Below are 19,573 nucleotides of genomic sequence, written 5' to 3' on the forward strand. Positions count from 1 at the left end.
CCATTTTTATTTTCTTTGTTGTGTTGGGTGCAATTAGCGCTGGGCTTGTGAGGTACGACACCGTTAGTTCGTGAGTCTATTAATTATATCTATGAATTGGGGTTTCGTTAGGCACATTGTACCTGCCTTTGTGTTCGCCGTTATCTAGAAGTCGAACTCGGTGGCTGTGCTCTTTGATCTATATGCTGGGTTTTCACGACGCCGCGTATTGTTTGCTTACGCGGCCAGCCACCGTTATTTGTGCTATATTCAGGCGCTTTTTTTTGCTAAATATCGCTTGTTTTATGTGATGGGCGAGCCGCGTCCTGTTGTATCGGGGGCAGCCCTTTGGCAGTAATATTCAGCCTCAAAGGAGGGGCCACTTTGTGACGCTACTCAATCCTTTTTCATTGTCCGGAAAACATATTCTTGTCACCGGAGCCTCCTCCGGGATCGGTCGTGATGTTGCTATTTGGTTAAGTAAGCAGGGAGCAATCATTACGTTGGTTGCGCGCGACGTTGATCGCCTTCAAGCGTCTTTGGACCTCATGGAAGGTACGGGCCATACAGTTGAAGTTGTCGATTTCCTGGACGGTACTGATATTTCTCAATGGCTTAAATCTGTAGCAAGGTTGTCATCACCCTTTGATGGTCTTGTTCATGCTGCAGGCGTACAGATGCCTATGCCGATTCGTGCAACGAGCCTGGCGCATTGGGAAAAAATCATGTCGACCAATGTGACCTCCGGATTTTCATTGATCAAGGCCTTTCGTCAAAAAGGTGTATGCAATCCTGACTCAAGCATCGTGCTCATTTCTTCGGTCATGGCACAAGCCGGAGAGCCGGCCTTGCTCGGATATTGCGCCAGCAAAGGTGCTGTTGAGTCCATGGTCAGGGCTGCAGCCGTGGAGCTCGCACGTGAAGGTATCCGTGTCAATGCGATTGCACCCGGTATAGTGCAGACTGAGCTTGTTGATACCTTACAAAGCTTGGTAGGCACCGACTCAATGAAGGCAATTGAGCAGCGTCACCCATTAGGCTTTGGCAAAACTGAAGATGTTGCTTACGCTGCTAACTACTTATTGTCCCCAGCAGCGCGCTGGGTTACGGGCACGGCAATGGTTGTTGATGGAGGGTACTTGGCGTGATAACGACAAAGAAGCTGGTCATCATGGGGGCCGGTGGTTTCGGGCGAGAAGTTCACGCTTGGTTGCTGGACGCTATTAAAAATGGTTCTTGCAGGCCTACCAGCGATACCGTTTGGGAAATTGCCGGCTTTATTGACGACACCAGCAACGCCCCGGACATTTTTCCTAGTCTACCGCCAATTTTATCGAAAATTGACGAGTATGTACCCTCGCCCAACACATTCGTTGTATGTGCGATTGCCAATCCGGCGGCCAAAAAACAATTAACTGCAAAGCTGCTCGCCAAAGGGGCAGAGTTTTTTACTCTGATTCACTCAACTGTAGTAGTCGGGACCAACGTAGTCATTGGCAAGGGGACTGTGATTTGTCCCATGACGGTGCTGACCACCGATCTTTTTGTTGGCGATTTTGTGACTATAAACGTGGGTTGCGCAGTTGGACATGACAGCGCGATTGCTGACTACTGCACCCTGAGTCCTCATTGTGATGTGACCGGCGGAGTCAAGCTGCTGGAAGGTGCCTTCCTGGGCTCTCATGCTGTGATTGTTCCTAACGTCACAGTAGGCGAGTTTGCTGTCGTCGGAGCCGGTAGTGTTGTCATCCGAAAGGTTGCTCCGGGTGTCACAGTCTTTGGTGTTCCAGCTAAACGTATTTCGGGATAAAAAAATGAACCAGTTCGCTAAAATTACGGCTATCGAATATGTTCTGCCAGTGCAAACTTTGTCCAATGAAGACTTGGCACACGACTTTCCAGAGTGGAATGTAGACAAGATTTTTAGTAAGACCGGTATCAATAAGCGTCAGGTAGTCGGCGTTGATGAGTGTGCGTCAGATCTTGCTTTCAAAGCCTGTGAAAAACTGCTGAACACAATCGAGCTTGAGCGTTCGGCTATTGATTTCATTATTCTCTGTACCCAAAGCCCGGATTATTTTTTGCCGGCAACGGCTTGCATTCTTCAGGATCGTTTAGGCCTTTCTACTAAGTGCGGGGCGTTTGATTATAATCAGGGCTGTTCTGGCTTCATCTATGGTTTGGGGCTGGCCAAAGGGCTGGTTGAAACGGGTCAGGCTAAGAATGTATTGCTGGTCACGGCTGAGGCCTACAGTAAATACATTCATCCAGCGGATAAAAGTGTCCGCACACTTTTTGGTGATGCCGCTGCAGCGACACTGATCCAGGCTGTTGCTGAAGGTCCGTGCATTGACCGTTTCCGTTATGGCACCGACGGTTCAGGTGCTAAAAATCTGATAGTTCCCATTGGGGGTTCTCGCAATCCTGCCGCACTGAATGTAAATCCTGAGCTGTACACGGATGACAGCGGCAATGCTCGTACGGACGCCAACCTGTATATGAACGGCGCTGAAATATTCGAGTTTTCAATGACGCGAATTCCACAGCTGTTTGCTTCTCTGTTTGATGAAACATTCACAGTAGAAGACGTTGATTTGTTTGCCTTCCACCAAGCCAACAAGTTTATGCTTGATTCCTTGCGTCGACGTATCAAATTACCTGCCGAGAAATTCATTGCCGAGTTTGAGCACTGCGGCAATACTGTTTCGTCCAGCATTCCGATTGCGCTAAAAGAGTCAATGCTCAAGGGCGTTTTGAAGGAAGGAAAAACGGTTGTTGGTGTCGGCTTTGGAGTTGGCTATTCTTGGGCGGGTTGCGTTATCAAGTGGTGATAGTGCTCACTTGTCAGTGCTCATCATCCACGGCGTCATGGAGATATTTCTTTGTTAAATACTAATTTTTCTAGCTGGCCTTCTTTCACAGAAGAAGAAGCTGACGCTGTCCGAAATGTCATTTTGTCCAACAAGGTTAACTATTGGACTGGGCAGGAGGCTCGCACCTTCGAGAAGGAGTTTGCCGCGTGGTCCGGTACCGAATACGCAGTCGCTTTGGCAAACGGTACTGTCGCTCTGGATCTCGCGATGAAAGCCTTAGGGATCGGCAGTGGTGATGAAGTTGTTGTTACATCCCGTACCTTTCTGGCGTCCGTTTCCAGCATTGTCAATGCCGGTGCAGTTCCCGTCTTTGCAGATGTCGATCGGGAATCACAAAACATCACGGCTGAAACCATCCGTGCCGTATTGACGCCCCGCACCAAGGCACTGATCTGTGTTCACCTGGCGGGCTGGCCATGTGACATGGACCCGATCTTGGCCCTAGCCAATGAACATGGCCTGAAAGTGATCGAGGACTGCGCCCAGGCTCATGGTGCTTTCTACAAAGGTCGTCCGGTGGGCTCCATTGGGCATATTGGCGCTTGGTCGTTCTGCCAGGACAAGATCATGACTACGGGTGGTGAGGGCGGTATGGTCACCACCAATGATCGCGAGCTGTGGGCCGCCATGTGGGCCTACAAGGATCATGGCAAGAGCTGGGAAGCGGTTTACGAGCGTGAACATGCCCCCGGCTTTCGCTGGCTGCATGAAAGTTTCGGCACGAACTGGCGGATGCTTGAAGTGCAGGCCGTGATCGGCCGGATTCAGTTGCGCCGCATGCAGGACTGGCACCGTTCCCGCCTGAACAATGCCAGCGCTATCTGGGAAGCGGCCGGGCAACTTCCGGCGTTGCGTATTCCGGCGTTGCCTGACGACCAAGTCCACGCCGCATACAAGTGCTATGTGTTTGTTCGTCCTGAATGCCTTAAGCCGGATTGGTCCCGTGATCGTATTCTCAATGAGATTGTCGCTCGTGGTGTTCCTGCATTTTCCGGCTCATGCTCTGAGGTATATCTGGAAAAGGCTTTCGACAACACCGGCTGGCGGCCAGCGCAACGCTTGGTGAATGCCAGGGAGCTGGGCGAGACGAGTATGATGTTTATGGTTCATCCAACATTGACCGATCAGGAGATCGAGTTGACTTGTAAAGTTATCAGTGAGGTTGTTCAGCTAGCGTCGTTGGCGTGAGGTGTAATCTTTCGACAAAGGGATAGGGCGTCGAGTTATTGCGGTGCGTTGATGATTTTTTAGAGCAGTAAAGGTGTTCAGGGGTTTATGGATAAAATTCGAGCGTATTTACTCAATCTTTCGCGGCGTCAAAAGCGCGTTATACAGGTCACCACGGATATAGTGCTCGTTTGGCTTGCCTTGTGGCTGGCATTCGTTGTGCGCTTGGGGGTTGACGAAATGGTCAATCCTTTCCAAATTCATTTTTGGCTGTTTGTCGCCGCCCCAATTGTCGCCATCCCCTTTTTCATCCGCTTTGGTATGTACCGCGCCGTCATGCGCTATTTCGGCAACGATGCTCTGATCGCAATCATCAAGGCCGTCAGTCTGTCTTCGTTGGTCCTGGCCGTCGTCATGTACTGGTACAGCACCCCTGAGAACGCCGTACCGCGCTCGATCATTTTCAACTACTGGTGGCTGAGCCTGATCATGCTCGGCGGCTTACGGCTTGCCATGCGCCAATACTTTTTGGGTGACTGGTTTGCGGCCGCTCAGCATGTGCCATTTACCAACCGTGATGATGGCCTCCCTCGAGTAGCCATTTACGGCGCCGGTGCCGCAGGCAACCAATTGGTTGCAGCCTTGCGTATGGGCCGGGCTATGCGGCCTGTGGCGTTTATTGATGATGATGAAGGTATTGCGGATCGGATCATTTCCGGTTTGCAGGTTTACAAGCCTGAGCATATACAGCAGATGATCGAACGCACGGGGGCGCAGGAGTTACTGCTGGCGATTCCTTCTTCTTCGAGGGGGCGTCGTCGTGAAATTTTGGGTTTGCTTGAAGGGTTTCCGCTCCACGTTCGCAGTGTCCCCGGCTTTATGGACTTGGCCAGTGGACGGGTCAAGGTGGACGATATTCAGGAAGTGGATATTGCCGATTTGCTGGGTCGGGATGCGGTACCCGCGCAAAGCGAGTTGTTGGAACACTGCATTAAAGGCCAGTGTGTATTGGTGACGGGCGCTGGCGGTTCAATTGGTTCTGAGCTTTGCCGTCAGATTCTGGCTCTGAGGCCGACCACTCTCCTGCTGTTCGATCACAGCGAGTTCAATCTCTACAGCATTCTTTCCGAGCTGGAGCAGCGGGTGAATCGTGAGTCGCTTTCGGTAAAGGTGTTGCCGATTTTGGGCTCGGTGCGTAACCCGCACAAGTTGCTGGATGTGATGAAGACCTGGCGTGTCGATACGGTCTATCACGCAGCGGCCTACAAGCACGTGCCAATGGTTGAGCACAATATTGCCGAAGGTGTGCTGAATAACGTTATTGGCACGCTCAATACCGCCCAGGCTGCCTTGCAGTCGGGTGTGGCCAACTTTGTGCTGATCTCGACTGACAAGGCTGTACGGCCGACCAATGTGATGGGCAGTACCAAGCGCCTTGCCGAGATGACGCTCCAAGCGCTTAGTCGCGAAGTGGCTCCGGTGTTGTTTGGTGATGCAGCCAATGTTTCACGGGTTAACAAAACCCGCTTCACCATGGTTCGTTTTGGCAATGTGCTGGGGTCTTCGGGGTCCGTGATTCCGCTGTTCCACAAGCAGATCAAGGCCGGTGGGCCGTTGACTGTGACGCACCCCAAGATCACCCGTTACTTCATGACCATTCCCGAGGCCGCGCAACTGGTGATTCAAGCCGGCTCCATGGGGCAGGGCGGTGATGTGTTTGTTCTTGATATGGGTGAACCTGTTCGCATTGTCGAACTGGCGGAGAAGATGATTCACCTTTCCGGTTTGAGCGTGCGTTCGGAAAAAAATCTGCATGGCGATATCGAGATTGAATTCACGGGCCTGCGCCCCGGTGAAAAGCTTTACGAAGAGTTGCTGATTGGTGACAACGTAGTTGCTACTCAGCATCCGATGATCATGTGTGCCAATGAGGACCTTTTGTCCTGGGATGAGCTCAAGCAACGCCTGTCGCAATTGCTTGAGGCCGTTGATCAGGATGACTACGTTCGGGTTCGCCAACTGTTACGCGATACTGTCAGCGGTTATGCCCCCGAGGGCGAAATTGTGGACTGGATCCATCAGCAGCGACGTAGCGACTTATCTTGACTACACACTCTGCAACGCAGTGATTTTTGACACTCGAGAACCATCGCCTAAGTTTGGATTACAGCTCAGGAAAGCTGTTTCCACTTAACGATGTTATGGAGTGTCACTTATGCGTACTGCGTTTCTTTCTACAGTGTTTTTGGCTCTGATGGTGGGTGTTTCCAGTGCGGCTCATGCTGCGCCTTCGGCAAAAGTGGCTGAACCGGTTGCTGTCGCTCAAGTCGCACCGGATGCACATGTGGTGACGATCAACCTCAATACAGCGGATGAGGCGACACTTCAGCGAGAGCTCACTGGTGTAGGTGCGGCTAAGGCCAAGGCGATTGTGGCTTACCGCGAAGCTAACGGTAACTTCACTTCAACGGATGAACTGCTAGAGGTTAAAGGAATAGGTAAAGCGATCTTTGAGAAAAACCGCCATAAGGTGGCCATAAACTAAGCCACGCTTGTAAAAGTAAAAAGCCAGTCATTGACTGGCTTTTTTGTATCCTGGCGAAAAGGAAGTTCAAGGTTGCACGGTGGGCTGTTTCAACGCACTGCGTGTTGCATTCAGGATCTTTTCTTTTAGCTCGGCATTCTCTGCCCCTCGCGCAAGCACCAATGCCCCGACGAGGGTTGCGAAGATCACGATGCTCTGGTCTTCGACGTCTGGTCCATGGAGTGTGTCCTGGATCTGTTTGAGCCTGGCGTCGATAACGTAGTCGGTGGTCGCACTGGCTTGCCCTTGTTGCGCCATTTCTGAGGACATGGTCGGTAACGGGCAGCCTTCATGGGGGGAGGTGAGGTGCCATTCAGATAAATAGGTGTCGATGAAGGCATGCAGCGGCTGCGGCTGGCTGAACAGTTCGGCACAAAGCCCGTCAACTTGATCGGCTGCGTGTTGCAGGGCTTTTTCTACCAATTCGGTTTTGGATGAAAAGTGGGCATAGAAACCGCCATGAGTAAGGCCCAGTGATTTCATCAAGGGTTGCAGGCCCGTTGCGCCAATCCCGTCTCTTCGGAAGAGCCCGGATGCCTCCTTGATGATGCGCTGATGGGTCTGGGCCTTGTGATCTTGTGAGTAGCGCATGACAGGTGTCTCTTTATGCAATGGAGCATCATAGCGTTGAGTTCCAAGGAGGTGCAGCGGCGTTTAGTGCATTGTGTGTAGGTTATTTCCTTGTAAACGCATTCTGTTGCAAAACAGGTCCTGAACGTCAGGCAGGTTATCTGTCCTTCGATTCTTTGGCATCCATTTCAGCATTGCGTTCGGCTACGCGTTTACGCTGCTCATCGGTCAGTTCAACTTTGTTGGCTGTGTCGCGCAGGGTCATCAGTCCGCCGACGATAACCCCGATGGCGACAATAAGTATTAACCAGGCATACCAGGGCATAGTGTTCTCCTTGATGGGAGCATCACTGAGCAAGATCTGCGCAGTGGGTGCTGTCTATAATATTGAGTAAGTTTGTATGTACTGGTTCCATTGTAGGTCGCTTATCCTTCTGCGCGCGTTATTACCCCGGTAATGACTAAAATCGTGAAATTACGATCATCGGGTGCCGGTGAGCGGCTGGTTCCGCTACAATGCGCGCCGATTTCGACCAGCCTGAGAACCCGCTAATGTCCGACTGCCAGACTCCTATTATCGTCGCCCTGGATTTCCCTACGCGTGATGCAGCACTGAAACTGGCTGATCAGTTGGACCCCAAGCTATGCCGCGTCAAAGTGGGCAAAGAGCTGTTCACCAGCTGCGCTTCGGAAATTGTCGGCACTCTGCGTGACAAGGGTTTCGAAGTATTCCTGGATCTCAAGTTCCACGATATCCCCAATACCACGGCAATGGCGGTTAAAGCGGCTGCCGAAATGGGCGTGTGGATGGTTAACGTTCACTGCTCGGGCGGGTTGCGCATGATGGCCGCGTGCCGTGAAGTGCTTGATAAGCGTACCGGCCCTCAGCCGCTGCTGATTGGCGTGACCGTGCTGACCAGCATGGAGCGTGAAGACCTCGCCGGTATCGGCCTGGATATCGAGCCTCAAGAGCAGGTGCTGCGTCTGGCTGCCTTGGCGCAGAAAGCCGGGCTGGATGGCCTGGTGTGTTCGGCCCTTGAAGCTCAAGCGTTAAAAGCTGCACACCCGGGCCTCAAGTTGGTAACTCCGGGTATTCGCCCGGCGGGCAGTGCGCAGGATGACCAGCGCCGTATTCTGACCCCGCGTCAGGCGCTGGATGCAGGATCCGACTATCTGGTGATTGGCCGTCCGATCAGCCAGGCGGCTGACCCGGCCAAGGCGTTGGCTGCTGTGGTCGCGGAACTGGCTTAAGCGTTCAGGCTGAGTACACCCTGTGGGAACTGGCGCTGCCGGCGCCCACAGGAGCTTTAGGTTTTAAACTTTCAAAATCAGCTTGCCGTTGTTTTCGCCGCTAAACAGTTTCATCAACGTTTCCGGGAAAGTTTCGAGCCCTTCAACAATATGTTCCTTGCTTTTGAGTTGGCCTTTGGCCAGCCATCCCGCCATTTCTTGCCCGGCCGCGCCATAGCGATCGGCATAGTCAAATACGATAAAGCCTTCCATACGTGCGCGATTGACCAACAGTGACAAGTAGTTGGCCGGGCCTTTTACGGCTTCCTTGTTGTTGTACTGGCTGATTGCTCCGCAGATTACGACGCGGGCCTTAAGGTTCAGGCGGCTGAGTACGGCGTCGAGAATATCGCCACCTACGTTGTCGAAAAACACATCGACGCCTTTAGGGCATTCCCGCTTCAGGCCAGCGATTACGTCTTCATTTTTGTAGTCGATGGCCCCGTCAAAACCGAACTCTTCGATCAGCGATTTGCACTTCTCCTGCCCGCCCGCAATACCTACCACACGGCAGCCTTTGAGCTTGGCAATTTGCCCGGCAATACTGCCGACGGCCCCTGCGGCGCCGGAAATGACCACGGTGTCACCGGCTTTAGGGGCGCCTACTTCGAGCAAGGCGAAATAGGCGGTCATGCCGGTCATGCCCAGAGCGGACAAATACACGGGCAAGGGGACGAGCTTCGGGTCGACCTTGTAGAAGCTCCGGGGTTCGCCCACGTAGTAATCCTGCACGCCGAGTGCGCCGTTCACGTAGTCACCCACTGCAAAGTCCGGGTGCGCGGAGGCAATGACTTTGCCTACACCCAGAGCACGCATGACTTCGCCCAGACCCACTGGCGGGATGTAGGACTTGCCTTCGTTCATCCAGCCTCGCATGGCCGGGTCGAGGGAAAGGTATTGGTTCTTGACCAGGATCTGACCTTCTTTCGGTTGGGCAACCGGCACTTGCTGGTAGGTAAACGTATCGCGGGTGGCTGCACCCACGGGGCGTTTGGCGAGAAGGAATTGGCGGTTGGTCTCGGCGGTCATCTCTGGCACTCAGCTAAAGGACAATGCTTGTTGATAGACCTTCTTGTTCATTGCGGCAAGTGAATATGGGCTCAGGAATGGTTTTTCATTAGTTTTGGTGATTTTACTAGGCGCAGTTTTATCACTTCGATAAATAAGGGCGTGACAGGTGTGTGCCTGCACTGAGCGTTCCCCCTTCGAGGATAAAAATAATGAGCATGAGGTTTTCCGGGCAGGTTGCTGTCGTCACGGGGGCAGGGGCCGGTATTGGTCGGGCGACGGCTTTGGCCTTTGCCGCCGAAGGCTTGAAAGTGGTCGCGGCCGATCTGGATGTGGCCAGTGGTGAGGCAACGGCTGAGCTGATCAGGGCGGCGGGCGGGACGGCTATATCCGTGTCTTGTGATGTGACACTTGAGGCTGATGTGGAGCAGTTGATGGTGCAGACGATCAGCACCTATGGCCGTCTCGACTATGCCTTCAACAATGCCGGAATCGAGATTGAGCACGGTCGCCTGGCCGACGGCACACAGTCCGAGTTTGACGCAATCATGGGCGTAAACGTCAAGGGCGTCTGGTTATGCATGAAGTATCAGTTGCCGCTGATGTTGGCTCAGGGTGGCGGGGTGATCGTCAATACCGCGTCGGTTGCGGGCCTGGGAGCCGCGCCGAAGATGAGCATTTACTCGGCGTCCAAGCATGCGGTGATTGGCTTGACCAAATCGGCTGCCATTGAGTACGCCAAGAAGCACATCCGGGTGAATGCGGTCTGCCCGGGTGTGATCGATACCGATATGTTTCGCCGGGCCCATGAGGCCGATCCGAAAAAGGCCGGGTTCGCCGCGGCAATGCACCCGGTGGGTCGCATAGGCAAGGTCGAGGAAGTGGCCAGTGCGGTGCTGTTTCTGTGCTCGGACGGCGCAGCCTTTACGACGGGGCATGCCTTGGCGGTAGATGGCGGGGCAATGGCTATCTGATCTGCGGGAGCCGCAAAGCCGGCTCCCGCAAGTTGTGCACTATTTTCCTAGCGCGTTTTCCAGTTCAGGATCATCAAAGTCAGAACGCCGGCCACAATCCCCCAAAAGGCCGAGCCGACCGAGAACAGGGTCATGCCTGATGCTGTGACCATAAAGGTAACCAGGGCCGCCTCACGTTCCCTGGTTTCACTCATGGCGATGCTCAGGCCATTGATGATCGAGCCAAAAAGGGCCAGCGCAGCAATCGACAGCACCAGTTCCTTGGGCAAGGCCGCAAACAGCGCTGCGAGGGTGGCGCCAAAGACCCCGGCGATACCATAGAAAATCCCGCACCACATGGCCGCGGTGTAACGCTTTTTTGGATCTTCGTGGGCATGCGGGCCGGTGCAAATGGCGGCACTGATCGCGGCCAGGTTAATCCCGTGGGAGCCGAAAGGCGCGAGCAGCAACGACGCCACGCCAGTGGTGGTAATCAGCGGCGAAGCCGGGACGTTATAGCCATCAGCCCGCAGCACGGCAATGCCCGGCATGTTTTGCGAGGTCATGGCGACCACGAACAGTGGAATGCCGATGCTGATGGTGGCAGCCAGCGAGAATGAAGGCGTGGTCCAGACCGGGACGGCCACTTCCAGGGCGAAACCGCTGAAGTCCAGTAGCCCGAGCAACCCCGAGATCAAGGTGCCAATCACCAGTGCCGCCAGTACCGCATAGCGGGGCGACAGGCGTTTGACGATCAGATAGGTGAAAAACATGCCGATGACCAGGCCGGTGCGGTGCTGCGCGGCGACGAATATTTCGCTGCCGATCTTGAACAGGATACCTGCCAGCAATGCAGCGGCCAGGGATGACGGGATACGTTTGACCAGGCGCTCGAAGCTGCCGGTCATGCCGCAGATAATGACCAGCACTGCGCAGGTGATATAGGCGCCGATGGCCTCGCCGTAACTGACCCCGCCCAGGCTGGTAATCAGCAAGGCGGCCCCCGGTGTCGACCAGGCGATGGTGATGGGTGTGCGATAACGCAAGGACAAGCCTATGCTGCAAACGGCCATCCCGATCGACAATGCCCAGATCCACGAAGAGATTTGCCCGCTGGTGAGCCCTGCTGCCTGACCGGCCTGAAACATCAGGACCAATGAGCTGGTGTAGCCGGTCATCATGGCAATAAAGCCTGCGACCACAGCCGAGGGGGAGGTGTCTGCCAGTGGGTGCAAGCGCGGCTGCGTGGCGTCGGTCATGGAACGGTATTCCTTGTTCTTGATTAGAGGTGGAGCAAGGTGCAAGCCTAAACGCAAATGTCATATTTCATTGCGATACAGCCGGGGGCGTAAATGACCGTACAGTCGTACTGGCACTCTGGCTTGTGTACAATGCGCCTTGTTTTTTGCATTAATTTCCGGTCAGCGACGCCCGTTTACGTATTAACGGAACCTTATTCGCCGCCGCTTCCCCCACACGAGTGCCCATGAACGAACAGTTGCAGCCTCTCAAGAAACAATCCCGCGCAGGCAAGGCCGGCCGCAGTGGAACCCAGGACGATATCGTCTATGCGCATATTTTTGAGGCGATCCTCGAGCAGCGCCTGGCGCCTGGCACGAAGTTGAGTGAAGAGGCTCTGGGCGAAATCTTTGGGGTGAGCCGCACCATTATTCGTCGGGCCTTGTCACGCCTGGCCCATGAGGGGGTTGTGCTGTTGCGCCCCAATCGTGGCGCGGTGGTGGCGAGCCCGAGCGTAGAAGAAGCCCGCCAGGTATTTCTGGCCCGGCGTCTGGTTGAAAAGGCCATTACTGAATTGGCGGTGGTTCATGCCACGGCCGAAGATTTGGCGCAGTTGCGCAAGATGGTGCAGGACGAGCGCGACAGCTTCTCGCGAGGCGATCGCGGTGCGGGTATCCGGTTGTCCGGCGAGTTCCACCTCAAGTTGGCCGAGGCGGCAAAGAATGCGCCCCTCATCAGCTTTCAGCGCAGCCTGGTGTCGCAAACGTCGCTGATTATCGCCCAGTACGAAAGCGGTAACCGCTCGCATTGTTCCTACGACGAACATATGCAACTGATCGATGCCATTGAGGCCCGCGATGCCGTCCAGGCCGTGCACTTGATGATGCATCACATGGATCATATCGACAGCAAGCTCAACCTCGACGAAGAAAGCGCCTCGGATGACTTGCATGCCGTGTTCTCGCATTTGCTGCAAACCAAGGGCAAAAGCACTCGCTAACCCTGTAGCCGCTGTCGAAGGCAGCGGCTACAAAATCCCTGTTAGCGCTGATGCACCAGATTGCCTGCCGCGTAAGTCTGTTGAACGGTGCGGTCGTCGCCCAGGGTCATCAGCACGAACAGCGTTTCGGCGATGTTTTTCGACTGCTTGAGGCGATAGCTCATCAGCGGTGTGGCGTTGTAATCGAGCACCAGGAAGTCCGCATCGCTACCCGGCTGCAAGTTACCGATCCTGTCTTCCAGGCGCAGTGCCCGTGCGCCGCCCAGCGTTGCCAGATACAGCGACTTGAACGGATCGAGGCGTGCGCCTTGCAGCTGCATGACCTTGTACGCTTCGTTCAGGGTGTTGAGCAGCGAGAAACTGGTGCCCGCACCGACGTCTGTGCCCAGCCCGACATTGAGTTTGTGCTTCTCGGCCATCGGCAAGTTGAACAGGCCGCTGCCCAGGAACAGGTTTGACGTCGGGCAGAAAGCAACTGCCGAGCCCGTTTCCGCCAATCGCGCACATTCCTCATCACACAGATGCACACCGTGGGCAAATACTGAACGCTCGCCCAGCAACTGGTAGTGGTCGTACACATCCAGATAGCCTTTGCGCTCAGGGAACAGTGACTTAACCCACTCGATCTCCTGAAGGTTCTCGCTGATGTGGGTGTGCAGATACACATCCGGGTATTCGCCCAGCAACTTGCCGGCCAGGGTCAATTGCTCCGGAGTGCTGGTGGGGGCGAACCGTGGGGTGACGGCGTAATGCAGGCGGCCTTTACCGTGCCAGCGCTCGATCAGCGCCTTGCTCTCGCTGTAGCCGGTTTCGGCCGTGTCGGTCAGGTAGTCGGGCGCGTTGCGGTCCATCATCACTTTGCCGGCAATCAGGCGCAGGTCCAGCCGTTGTGCGGCTTCAAACAGGGCATCGACCGACTGCGGGTGCACGCTGCCAAACACCAGTGCGGTGGTGGTGCCGTTGCGCAGCAGTTCCTTGAGGAAAATATCGGCGACTTCATCGGCGTGGGCCTTGTCGGCGAACTGGTTTTCGCACGGGAACGTGTAAGTGTTGAGCCAGTCGAGTAGTTGTTCGCCGTAGGCACCAATCATTCCGGTCTGCGGAAAGTGGATGTGCGTGTCGATGAAACCGGGGGTGATCAGCGCGTCCTTGTACTCGGTGACTTCAATGTCGGCGGCCAGTGTTGCGAGCAATTGCGTGGCCGGGCCAACCGCTTTGATCTGGCCGTTGTCGACCACCAGCAAGCCGTCTTCGAAATACTCATAGGAGGCCTCGATCCCGACTTCGGCAGGGTCGGCGATGCTGTGCAAAATGGCGGCGCGATAGGCTTTGGATGTCATGAAAATTCTCAGTGTGTGGCATGGCTGCGTCGTGAAGACGGCAGCAATTGTTTAATGGATTCAGATGACGCAGGGTCGGCACAGGATGTGTGCTTACCGAAGTGTGTGTTGTAGGTGGCGATAATTTCGCCGGCGATGGAAATCGCGATTTCGACAGGCAGCTTGCCTTTGACTTCGCTCAAGCCCATCGGGCAGCGCATGCGCTGCAAATGTGACGCACTGATACCCCGCTCACGCAGGCGATGTTCAAACTTCACGCGTTTGGTTTTGGAACCAATCAAGCCGAAGTATGTGAAGTCGTTGCGTTTGAGCAGGGCCGCGCTAAGTTCCAGATCCAGGGCGTGATTATGCGTCATGACGATGCAGTAGCAACCTGCGGGCAGTGTTTCTACCTCGTCGACGGGCTCTTCGGTGATGATCTTCTGCACCCCCGGGGGTATGAGTGCCGGGAACTCCTGTGCCCGCGAGTCGATCCAGCGCACGCGGCACGGCAGGCTGGCCAGCAAGGGTACCAGTGCCCGTGCCACGTGGCCTGCACCAAAAACGGCTATATGCGCCTGCACCTGGCCCATGGGTTCGAACAGCAACACGGTCACACCGCCGCAACATTGGCCCAGGCTGGCGCCGAGACTGAAGCGCTGCAGGTGAGTGTCTTGCTTGCCGCTACCGAGCATCTCCCGGGCAATCTGCATCGCCTTGTATTCCAGATGGCCGCCGCCGATGGTGTCGAAGGCATGCGCGGCGCTGATGACCATCTTTGAACCCGAATTGCGCGGGGTTGAGCCTTGCTCTTCGATGATGGTGACCAGCACGCAGGGTTCACCCTGCTGCTGCAACTCGGCCAGAGCGCTGATCCAGTTATTCATGCTGATCCTCCACCAGGCTTTTACGCATCTGTTCACAACCCCAGAGCACCCGCTCCGGGGTGGCTGGTGCGTCGATGCCGGGTTGCACGCGATAGTCGGCCAGACTTGCCACGGCGTCCTTGATCGCGCACCAGGCGGCGATACCGAGCATGAACGGCGGCTCGCCGACCGCTTTGGAATGGAACACCGTGTCTTCCGGGTTTTTACGGTTTTCCACCAGCGTGACGCGCAGGTCCAGTGGCATGTCCGCCACGGCCGGGATCTTGTAGCTGGCGGGGCCGCTGGTCATCAGCTTGCCTTTGGCATTCCACACCAGCTCTTCCATGGTCAGCCACCCGGCGCCCTGAATATAGCCGCCTTCGACCTGACCGATATCGATGGCCGGGTTCAGCGAGGCACCGACGTCGTGGAGGATGTCGGTGCGCAACATTTTGTATTCGCCGGTCAGGGTGTCAACGATGACTTCAGCGCAGGCGGCCCCAAAGGCAAAGTAGTAAAACGGCCGACCACGGGACCGGGTGCGGTCATAGAAGATTTTCGGGGTCTTGTAGTAACCGGTGCTCGACAGCGAAACCTGGCCGAAGTACGCCTGCTGGATCAGGCTTTCAAAACTGATGATCTGTTCGCCCACGCGCACCTGGCCATTGTGGAATATCACCGCCTGCGGCTTGACCTGATACTTGCCGGCGGCGAATTCGATCAGCCGCTGCTTGATGGTTTCGGCGGCGTTCTGCGCGGCCTTGCCATTGAGATCGGCACCGCTGGAGGCGGCGGTGGGCGAGGTATTTGGCACTTTGTCGGTGTTGGTGGCGGTGATCTGCACACGACCGATTTCCACCTGGAAAACCTCGGCCACCACTTGCGCGACCTTGATGTTCAAGCCCTGGCCCATTTCGGTGCCGCCGTGGTTGAGATGGATGCTGCCATCGGTGTAGATGTGGATCAGCGCGCCGGCCTGGTTGAGGAAACTGGCGGTAAAGGAAATACCGAATTTGACCGGGGTCAGCGCCAGGCCTTTTTTCAGGATCGGGCTGGCGGCGTTGAAGGCCTTGATCGCTTCCCGGCGCTCGGCGTATTGGCTGCTGGCCTCCAGGTCGGCGGTCATTTCCTGCAGCAGGTTGTGCTCCACCGTCTGGTAGTAGTGGGTCACGTTGCGCTCGGTCTTGCCGTAGTAGTTGGCCTTGCGCACCGCCAGCGGGTCCAGGCCCAGATGGCGGGCGATGCGGTCCATGACCTCTTCGATGGCGACCATGCCTTGCGGGCCGCCGAACCCCCGGTAGGCCGTGTTTGACGCGGTATTGGTCTTGCAACGGTAGCCATTGATCGTCGCGTCGCCCAGGTAGTACGCGTTGTCGGCATGGAACATGGCGCGGTCGACGATGGAGTTGGACAAGTCCGGCGAGCAGCCGCAGTTGCCCGCCAGATCCAGCTGGATGCCGTGCAACTGGCCATTGGCATCGAAGCCGACGTCGTACTCGATATAGAACGGGTGCCGTTTGCCGGTCATCAGCATGTCTTCGACCCGTGGCAGGCGCATCTTGGCGGGTTGCCCGGTCAGGCGTGCCACCACTGCGCACATGCACGCGGGGCCGGCAGCCTGGGTTTCCTTGCCGCCAAAGCCGCCACCCATGCGGCGCATGTCCACAACGATTTTGTTCATTGAGACATCGAGCACTTCAGCCACCAGTTTTTGCACTTCGGTGGGGTTTTGCGTGGAGCAGTACACAATCATCCCGCCATCTTCGGTGGGCATCACCGATGAGATCTGGGTTTCGAGATAAAAGTGCTCTTGCCCGCCAATGTGCAGGCTGCCTTGCAGCCGATGGGGTGCCCCGGCCAGCGCGCCGGTCGAGTCGCCGCGTTGATGGGTGTGGGTGTCGAGCACAAAGTGCTTGTTGCGCAGGGCCTGAACCACGTCGAGCACCGGCTCCAGGTCTTCGTATTCGATAATGGCGGCCATTGCCGCCTTGCGTGCGGTGTCCAGGTCGCAGGCTGCCACGGCCAGTATGGCCTGGCCCACATACTCCACCTTGTCGATGGCCAGCAACGGGTCGCCGGGCAGCAGTGGGCCGATGTCTTTGAGGCCGGGTATATCCTCGTGGGTAATCACCAGACGCACGCCTTCAAAGGCAAGGCAGGGCGATGTATCGACGCTGATGATCCGGGCGTGGGCCCGATCGGACAAGCGCGCGTAAAGATGCAGCTGGTTGGGAAATTCGAGCCGGTCATCGATGTACTGTGCTTCACCCGATACGTGCTTCTCGGCGCTGTCATGGGGGACGCTACGGCCAACGCCGGTCTTCAGGTCCTGCTGGAAGAGGGCGGCCAGCTCGGCCTGGGTCGGCTCAATCTTGTGATGGTTAGACATAAGCAGTTACCCGCGTCTCAAGATGTGGCGTTTGCAGTTCGATGAAGTACTTGCGCAGCAGGTTTTGTGCACTCAGGAGGCGGTACTCCTTGCTGGCGCGAAAGTCCGACAACGGGGTGAAATCTGTCGCCAATGCCGCGCAGGCACGCTCGATACTGGCTGAATTCCAGTCTGCTCCGAGCAGGGCGGCTTCGCAGGCGCCGGCGCGTTTGGAGATGGCCGCCATGCCGCCGAACGCCACGCGTGCCCGGGTGACTACGCCGTTGTCGATACGCAGGTTGAAGGCTGCGCACACGGCGCTGATGTCGTCATCCAGGCGTTTGGAGATTTTATAGGCGCGAAATGAATGGGCCGGGTCAGAGCGGGGAACGATGATCTTCTCGATAAATTCGCCTTCCTGGCGGGCCGTCACCCGGTAATCGATGAAGTAGTCTTCAATCGCCAGGGTGCGGCTGGCCTGGCCTTTACGCAGAACCAGCTGTGCGCCGAGGGCAATCAGCAACGGCGGTGAATCGCCAATCGGCGAAGCGTTGCCAATATTGCCGCCCAGGGTGCCTTGATTGCGGATTTGCAGCGATGCGAAACGTTGCAGCAGCTCGCCGAAATCCGGGTACTCGGCCTTGAGTGTGCTGTAGGCGTCAGTCAGCGAAACCGCGGCACCTATTTCAAGGCGATCGTCAAAACCCTCGATACGTTTCATCTCGGCCACATTGCCGACGTAGATCATGACCGGCAATGGGCGGTGGAACTGGGTGACTTCCAGCGCCAGGTCGGTGCCGCCAGCCAGCAGGCGGGCCTGGGGCTGGGACTCATACAACTCGGCCAGGTCGCTGATGGTCAGGGGCAGCAGGCAGCGTTTGTCGCCGCTGTTCAGTTCGCCGGTCTGTGTGGGGGCTATGGCCTTGAGCAGGGTGATGGTTTGGGCTTGATGCACATCAAACTGATCGTCCTGATGCGGGCTGCACACTTGCTCTGCAGCCGCCAGGATCGGCCGGTAGCCGGTGCAGCGGCACAGGTTGCCGGCCAGTGCTTCATGGGCCTGATGACCGTCAGGCTGGCCCGTGCTGTTTTTTTGCAGAGCGAACAGCGACATCACAAAACCCGGTGTGCAGAAGCCGCACTGCGAGCCGTGGCAATCGACCATGGCCCGTTGCACGCTGTGCAGTTGGCCCTGATGTTTCAGGTCTTCGATGCTGATCAGTTGCTTGCCGTGCAACGCCGAAACAAAGGTCAGGCACGAATTGAGGCTGCGATAGCGCAGCCGTTCGAGCCCTTGATCGTCCGTGTGCAGTTCGCCTACCACCACCGTGCAGGCGCCGCAGTCACCGCTGGCACATCCTTCTTTGGTGCCGGGTTTGTGCAGGTGTTCACGCAAGTAGTTAAGCACGGTCAAATTCGGGTCCAGCGTGTGCTCGGTGCGCAGCGTCTGGTTGAGTAGGAACTGGATCACGGAAGGCCTCGCATAATCATTATTGTTGTAACGCGGGATGAGCTGAATCTAGCTAAAGCTGACCTTGGGGTCAAGAAATAGAGTTCGCCAATCCCGGTGATGTCTGTTCAGGGGATTTATTTGCTTAATTCGTGCCATATTCAGCCTCTGGGGCTCTGCGCGAGCACATACCAAGTGCGTTACACTGCGCCGCTGCTAATGATCAAAGATTTTGAAGGTAAAACATGACGTTCAAGGCGCCGGACAGCCTCGCCGAGCAAATCGCTCACCACCTCGCCGAACGGATCATTCGTGGCGAGCTAAAGCCTGGGGAACGTATTCAAGAACAGAAGGTGACGCTGGCGCTTAATGTCAGCCGTGGCTCTGTGCGCGAAGCGTTATTGATCCTTGAGCGCCGGCACCTCATCGCCATCCTCCCGCGGCGTGGCGCCCATGTGACCGAGCTCACGGCGCACAAGGTACAGAGCCTGTGCACCCTGATGAGCGAGATGTACATCCTGCTCGGCAATGCGGTTGCGCAGCGCTGGGTTGTCCAGGCTGACCTGGGCCCGTTTCTGCAAATTCAGCAGCGCTTGATGGCCAGCTACGAGCGCCAGGACATCAGCACCTTTGTTGAAGACAGCTTCAATGTGATGCGTGCGGCGTACCCGTTTGCCGACAACCCGTACCTGCAGGAAACCGTCGAGAACCTGCACCCGGCCATGAGCCGTGCCTATTACCTGGCACTGGATCAGCGCAAGGCGGAGATGAGCGAGTTTCTGGCGCTGTTTGCGCAGTTGCTCGAAGCCGTCGTGGCCCGTGACCTGGTACAAATTCGCGTGGTGCTGAGCAACTACGCCCAGCGCAGTTGTGCCCTGGTGCTATCTGCCCTGACGGTTGCCTGAGC

Annotated in this window: 18 protein-coding genes; 10 read left to right on the forward strand and 8 right to left on the reverse strand. The window is 56.2% G+C overall.

Translation table 11 applies throughout. The features are described from left to right. Positions 1 to 365: 365 nt before the first annotated feature. From ACZRMS_RS03955 to ACZRMS_RS03980, 6 genes are all read left to right on the forward strand, one after another. Positions 366 to 1,127: an SDR family NAD(P)-dependent oxidoreductase gene (locus ACZRMS_RS03955; RefSeq protein WP_463994216.1), complete on the forward strand. Its 762-nt coding sequence runs from the start codon at positions 366 to 368 to the stop codon at positions 1,125 to 1,127. After that, positions 1,127 to 1,789: an acetyltransferase gene (locus ACZRMS_RS03960; protein WP_463994339.1), complete on the forward strand. Its 663-nt coding sequence runs from the start codon at positions 1,127 to 1,129 to the stop codon at positions 1,787 to 1,789. Before ACZRMS_RS03955 ends, ACZRMS_RS03960 begins: the two co-directional genes overlap by 1 nt. 4 nt (positions 1,790 to 1,793) lie before the next feature. Beyond that, positions 1,794 to 2,810, forward strand: coding sequence for a ketoacyl-ACP synthase III (locus tag ACZRMS_RS03965; RefSeq protein WP_463994217.1), 1,017 nt, complete (start codon positions 1,794 to 1,796; stop codon positions 2,808 to 2,810). Positions 2,811 to 2,861: 51 nt separating this feature from the next. Beyond that, a complete protein-coding gene (locus ACZRMS_RS03970; protein WP_463994218.1) occupies positions 2,862 to 4,040 on the forward strand; it encodes a DegT/DnrJ/EryC1/StrS family aminotransferase in 1,179 nt (392 codons plus the stop codon). Between the two features lie 87 nt (positions 4,041 to 4,127). Further along, positions 4,128 to 6,125: a polysaccharide biosynthesis protein gene (locus tag ACZRMS_RS03975; protein WP_463994219.1), complete on the forward strand. Its 1,998-nt coding sequence runs from the start codon at positions 4,128 to 4,130 to the stop codon at positions 6,123 to 6,125. A 109-nt stretch (positions 6,126 to 6,234) separates the two neighbouring features. Beyond that, entirely contained in the window at positions 6,235 to 6,564 is a 330-nt protein-coding gene (locus ACZRMS_RS03980) for a ComEA family DNA-binding protein (protein ID WP_463994220.1), read from the forward strand. A 66-nt stretch (positions 6,565 to 6,630) separates the two neighbouring features. Here ACZRMS_RS03980 and ACZRMS_RS03985 read toward each other — a convergent pair whose 3' ends face one another. Both ACZRMS_RS03985 and ACZRMS_RS03990 read right to left on the reverse strand, forming a co-directional pair. Then, positions 6,631 to 7,194, reverse strand: a complete 564-nt coding sequence (locus ACZRMS_RS03985; protein WP_463994221.1) for a TetR/AcrR family transcriptional regulator — start codon at positions 7,192 to 7,194, stop codon at positions 6,631 to 6,633. 136 nt (positions 7,195 to 7,330) lie between these two features. Continuing rightward, positions 7,331 to 7,498: a DUF2897 family protein gene (locus ACZRMS_RS03990; protein ID WP_074836771.1), complete on the reverse strand. Its 168-nt coding sequence runs from the start codon at positions 7,496 to 7,498 to the stop codon at positions 7,331 to 7,333. Between the two features lie 227 nt (positions 7,499 to 7,725). Between ACZRMS_RS03990 and pyrF the strand changes: the two genes are divergently transcribed. After that, positions 7,726 to 8,424, forward strand: a complete 699-nt coding sequence (gene pyrF / locus ACZRMS_RS03995; RefSeq protein WP_162200686.1) for an orotidine-5'-phosphate decarboxylase — start codon at positions 7,726 to 7,728, stop codon at positions 8,422 to 8,424. Positions 8,425 to 8,487: 63 nt separating this feature from the next. On the opposite strand, the gene ACZRMS_RS04000 is transcribed toward pyrF, so the two are convergent. After that, positions 8,488 to 9,492 (reverse strand): NADP-dependent oxidoreductase, encoded by a 1,005-nt coding sequence (locus tag ACZRMS_RS04000; RefSeq protein ID WP_463994222.1) that lies wholly within the window; start codon positions 9,490 to 9,492, stop codon positions 8,488 to 8,490. A gap of 191 nt (positions 9,493 to 9,683) precedes the next feature. Here ACZRMS_RS04000 and ACZRMS_RS04005 point away from each other — a divergent pair, with 191 nt between their 5' ends. After that, the gene (locus ACZRMS_RS04005) at positions 9,684 to 10,445 is read left to right on the forward strand and encodes an SDR family oxidoreductase (RefSeq protein ID WP_463994223.1); all 762 of its coding nucleotides are present in this window, start codon (positions 9,684 to 9,686) and stop codon (positions 10,443 to 10,445) included. A gap of 47 nt (positions 10,446 to 10,492) precedes the next feature. Here the strand turns inward: ACZRMS_RS04005 and ACZRMS_RS04010 are convergent, their stop codons facing one another. Further along, the gene (locus ACZRMS_RS04010; protein WP_463994224.1) at positions 10,493 to 11,683 is read right to left on the reverse strand and encodes a benzoate/H(+) symporter BenE family transporter; all 1,191 of its coding nucleotides are present in this window, start codon (positions 11,681 to 11,683) and stop codon (positions 10,493 to 10,495) included. A 227-nt stretch (positions 11,684 to 11,910) separates the two neighbouring features. On the opposite strand from ACZRMS_RS04010, the gene ACZRMS_RS04015 reads away from it, so the two are divergent. Next, on the forward strand, positions 11,911 to 12,663 hold the full coding sequence (locus ACZRMS_RS04015; RefSeq protein ID WP_463994225.1) for a GntR family transcriptional regulator: 753 nt from the start codon (positions 11,911 to 11,913) through the stop codon (positions 12,661 to 12,663). A 41-nt stretch (positions 12,664 to 12,704) separates the two neighbouring features. Here ACZRMS_RS04015 and guaD read toward each other — a convergent pair whose 3' ends face one another. The 4 genes from guaD to xdhA are packed head-to-tail and all read right to left on the reverse strand — an operon-like array spanning position 12,705 to position 18,687. Then, a complete protein-coding gene (guaD, locus tag ACZRMS_RS04020) occupies positions 12,705 to 14,003 on the reverse strand; it encodes a guanine deaminase (RefSeq protein WP_463994226.1) in 1,299 nt (432 codons plus the stop codon). An 8-nt stretch (positions 14,004 to 14,011) separates the two neighbouring features. Continuing rightward, the gene (gene xdhC, locus ACZRMS_RS04025; RefSeq protein WP_463994227.1) at positions 14,012 to 14,869 is read right to left on the reverse strand and encodes a xanthine dehydrogenase accessory protein XdhC; all 858 of its coding nucleotides are present in this window, start codon (positions 14,867 to 14,869) and stop codon (positions 14,012 to 14,014) included. Further along, positions 14,862 to 17,237, reverse strand: a complete 2,376-nt coding sequence (gene xdhB, locus ACZRMS_RS04030; RefSeq protein WP_463994228.1) for a xanthine dehydrogenase molybdopterin binding subunit — start codon at positions 17,235 to 17,237, stop codon at positions 14,862 to 14,864. Before xdhB ends, xdhC begins: the two co-directional genes overlap by 8 nt. After that, the gene (xdhA, locus tag ACZRMS_RS04035; RefSeq protein WP_463994229.1) at positions 17,230 to 18,687 is read right to left on the reverse strand and encodes a xanthine dehydrogenase small subunit; all 1,458 of its coding nucleotides are present in this window, start codon (positions 18,685 to 18,687) and stop codon (positions 17,230 to 17,232) included. Before xdhA ends, xdhB begins: the two co-directional genes overlap by 8 nt. A 224-nt stretch (positions 18,688 to 18,911) precedes the next feature. Between xdhA and ACZRMS_RS04040 the strand changes: the two genes are divergently transcribed. Continuing rightward, the gene (locus ACZRMS_RS04040; protein ID WP_048358496.1) at positions 18,912 to 19,571 is read left to right on the forward strand and encodes a GntR family transcriptional regulator; all 660 of its coding nucleotides are present in this window, start codon (positions 18,912 to 18,914) and stop codon (positions 19,569 to 19,571) included. Positions 19,572 to 19,573 lie beyond the last annotated feature (2 nt).

This window comes from Pseudomonas sp. B424 (assembly GCF_055408345.1).

Coding starts and splice junctions, on each gene's coding strand:
- ACZRMS_RS03965 (WP_463994217.1), top strand. CDS start 1,794: ATGAACCAGTTCGCTAAAATTACGGCTATCGAATATGTTCTGCCAGTG.
- ACZRMS_RS03975 (WP_463994219.1), top strand. CDS start 4,128: ATGGATAAAATTCGAGCGTATTTACTCAATCTTTCGCGGCGTCAAAAG.
- ACZRMS_RS03980 (WP_463994220.1), top strand. CDS start 6,235: ATGCGTACTGCGTTTCTTTCTACAGTGTTTTTGGCTCTGATGGTGGGT.
- ACZRMS_RS03985 (WP_463994221.1), bottom strand. CDS start 7,194: ATGCGCTACTCACAAGATCACAAGGCCCAGACCCATCAGCGCATCATC.
- ACZRMS_RS03990 (WP_074836771.1), bottom strand. CDS start 7,498: ATGCCCTGGTATGCCTGGTTAATACTTATTGTCGCCATCGGGGTTATC.
- pyrF (WP_162200686.1), top strand. CDS start 7,726: ATGTCCGACTGCCAGACTCCTATTATCGTCGCCCTGGATTTCCCTACG.
- ACZRMS_RS04000 (WP_463994222.1), bottom strand. CDS start 9,492: ATGACCGCCGAGACCAACCGCCAATTCCTTCTCGCCAAACGCCCCGTG.
- ACZRMS_RS04005 (WP_463994223.1), top strand. CDS start 9,684: ATGAGCATGAGGTTTTCCGGGCAGGTTGCTGTCGTCACGGGGGCAGGG.
- ACZRMS_RS04010 (WP_463994224.1), bottom strand. CDS start 11,683: ATGACCGACGCCACGCAGCCGCGCTTGCACCCACTGGCAGACACCTCC.
- ACZRMS_RS04015 (WP_463994225.1), top strand. CDS start 11,911: ATGAACGAACAGTTGCAGCCTCTCAAGAAACAATCCCGCGCAGGCAAG.
- guaD (WP_463994226.1), bottom strand. CDS start 14,003: ATGACATCCAAAGCCTATCGCGCCGCCATTTTGCACAGCATCGCCGAC.
- xdhC (WP_463994227.1), bottom strand. CDS start 14,869: ATGAATAACTGGATCAGCGCTCTGGCCGAGTTGCAGCAGCAGGGTGAA.
- xdhB (WP_463994228.1), bottom strand. CDS start 17,237: ATGTCTAACCATCACAAGATTGAGCCGACCCAGGCCGAGCTGGCCGCC.
- ACZRMS_RS04040 (WP_048358496.1), top strand. CDS start 18,912: ATGACGTTCAAGGCGCCGGACAGCCTCGCCGAGCAAATCGCTCACCAC.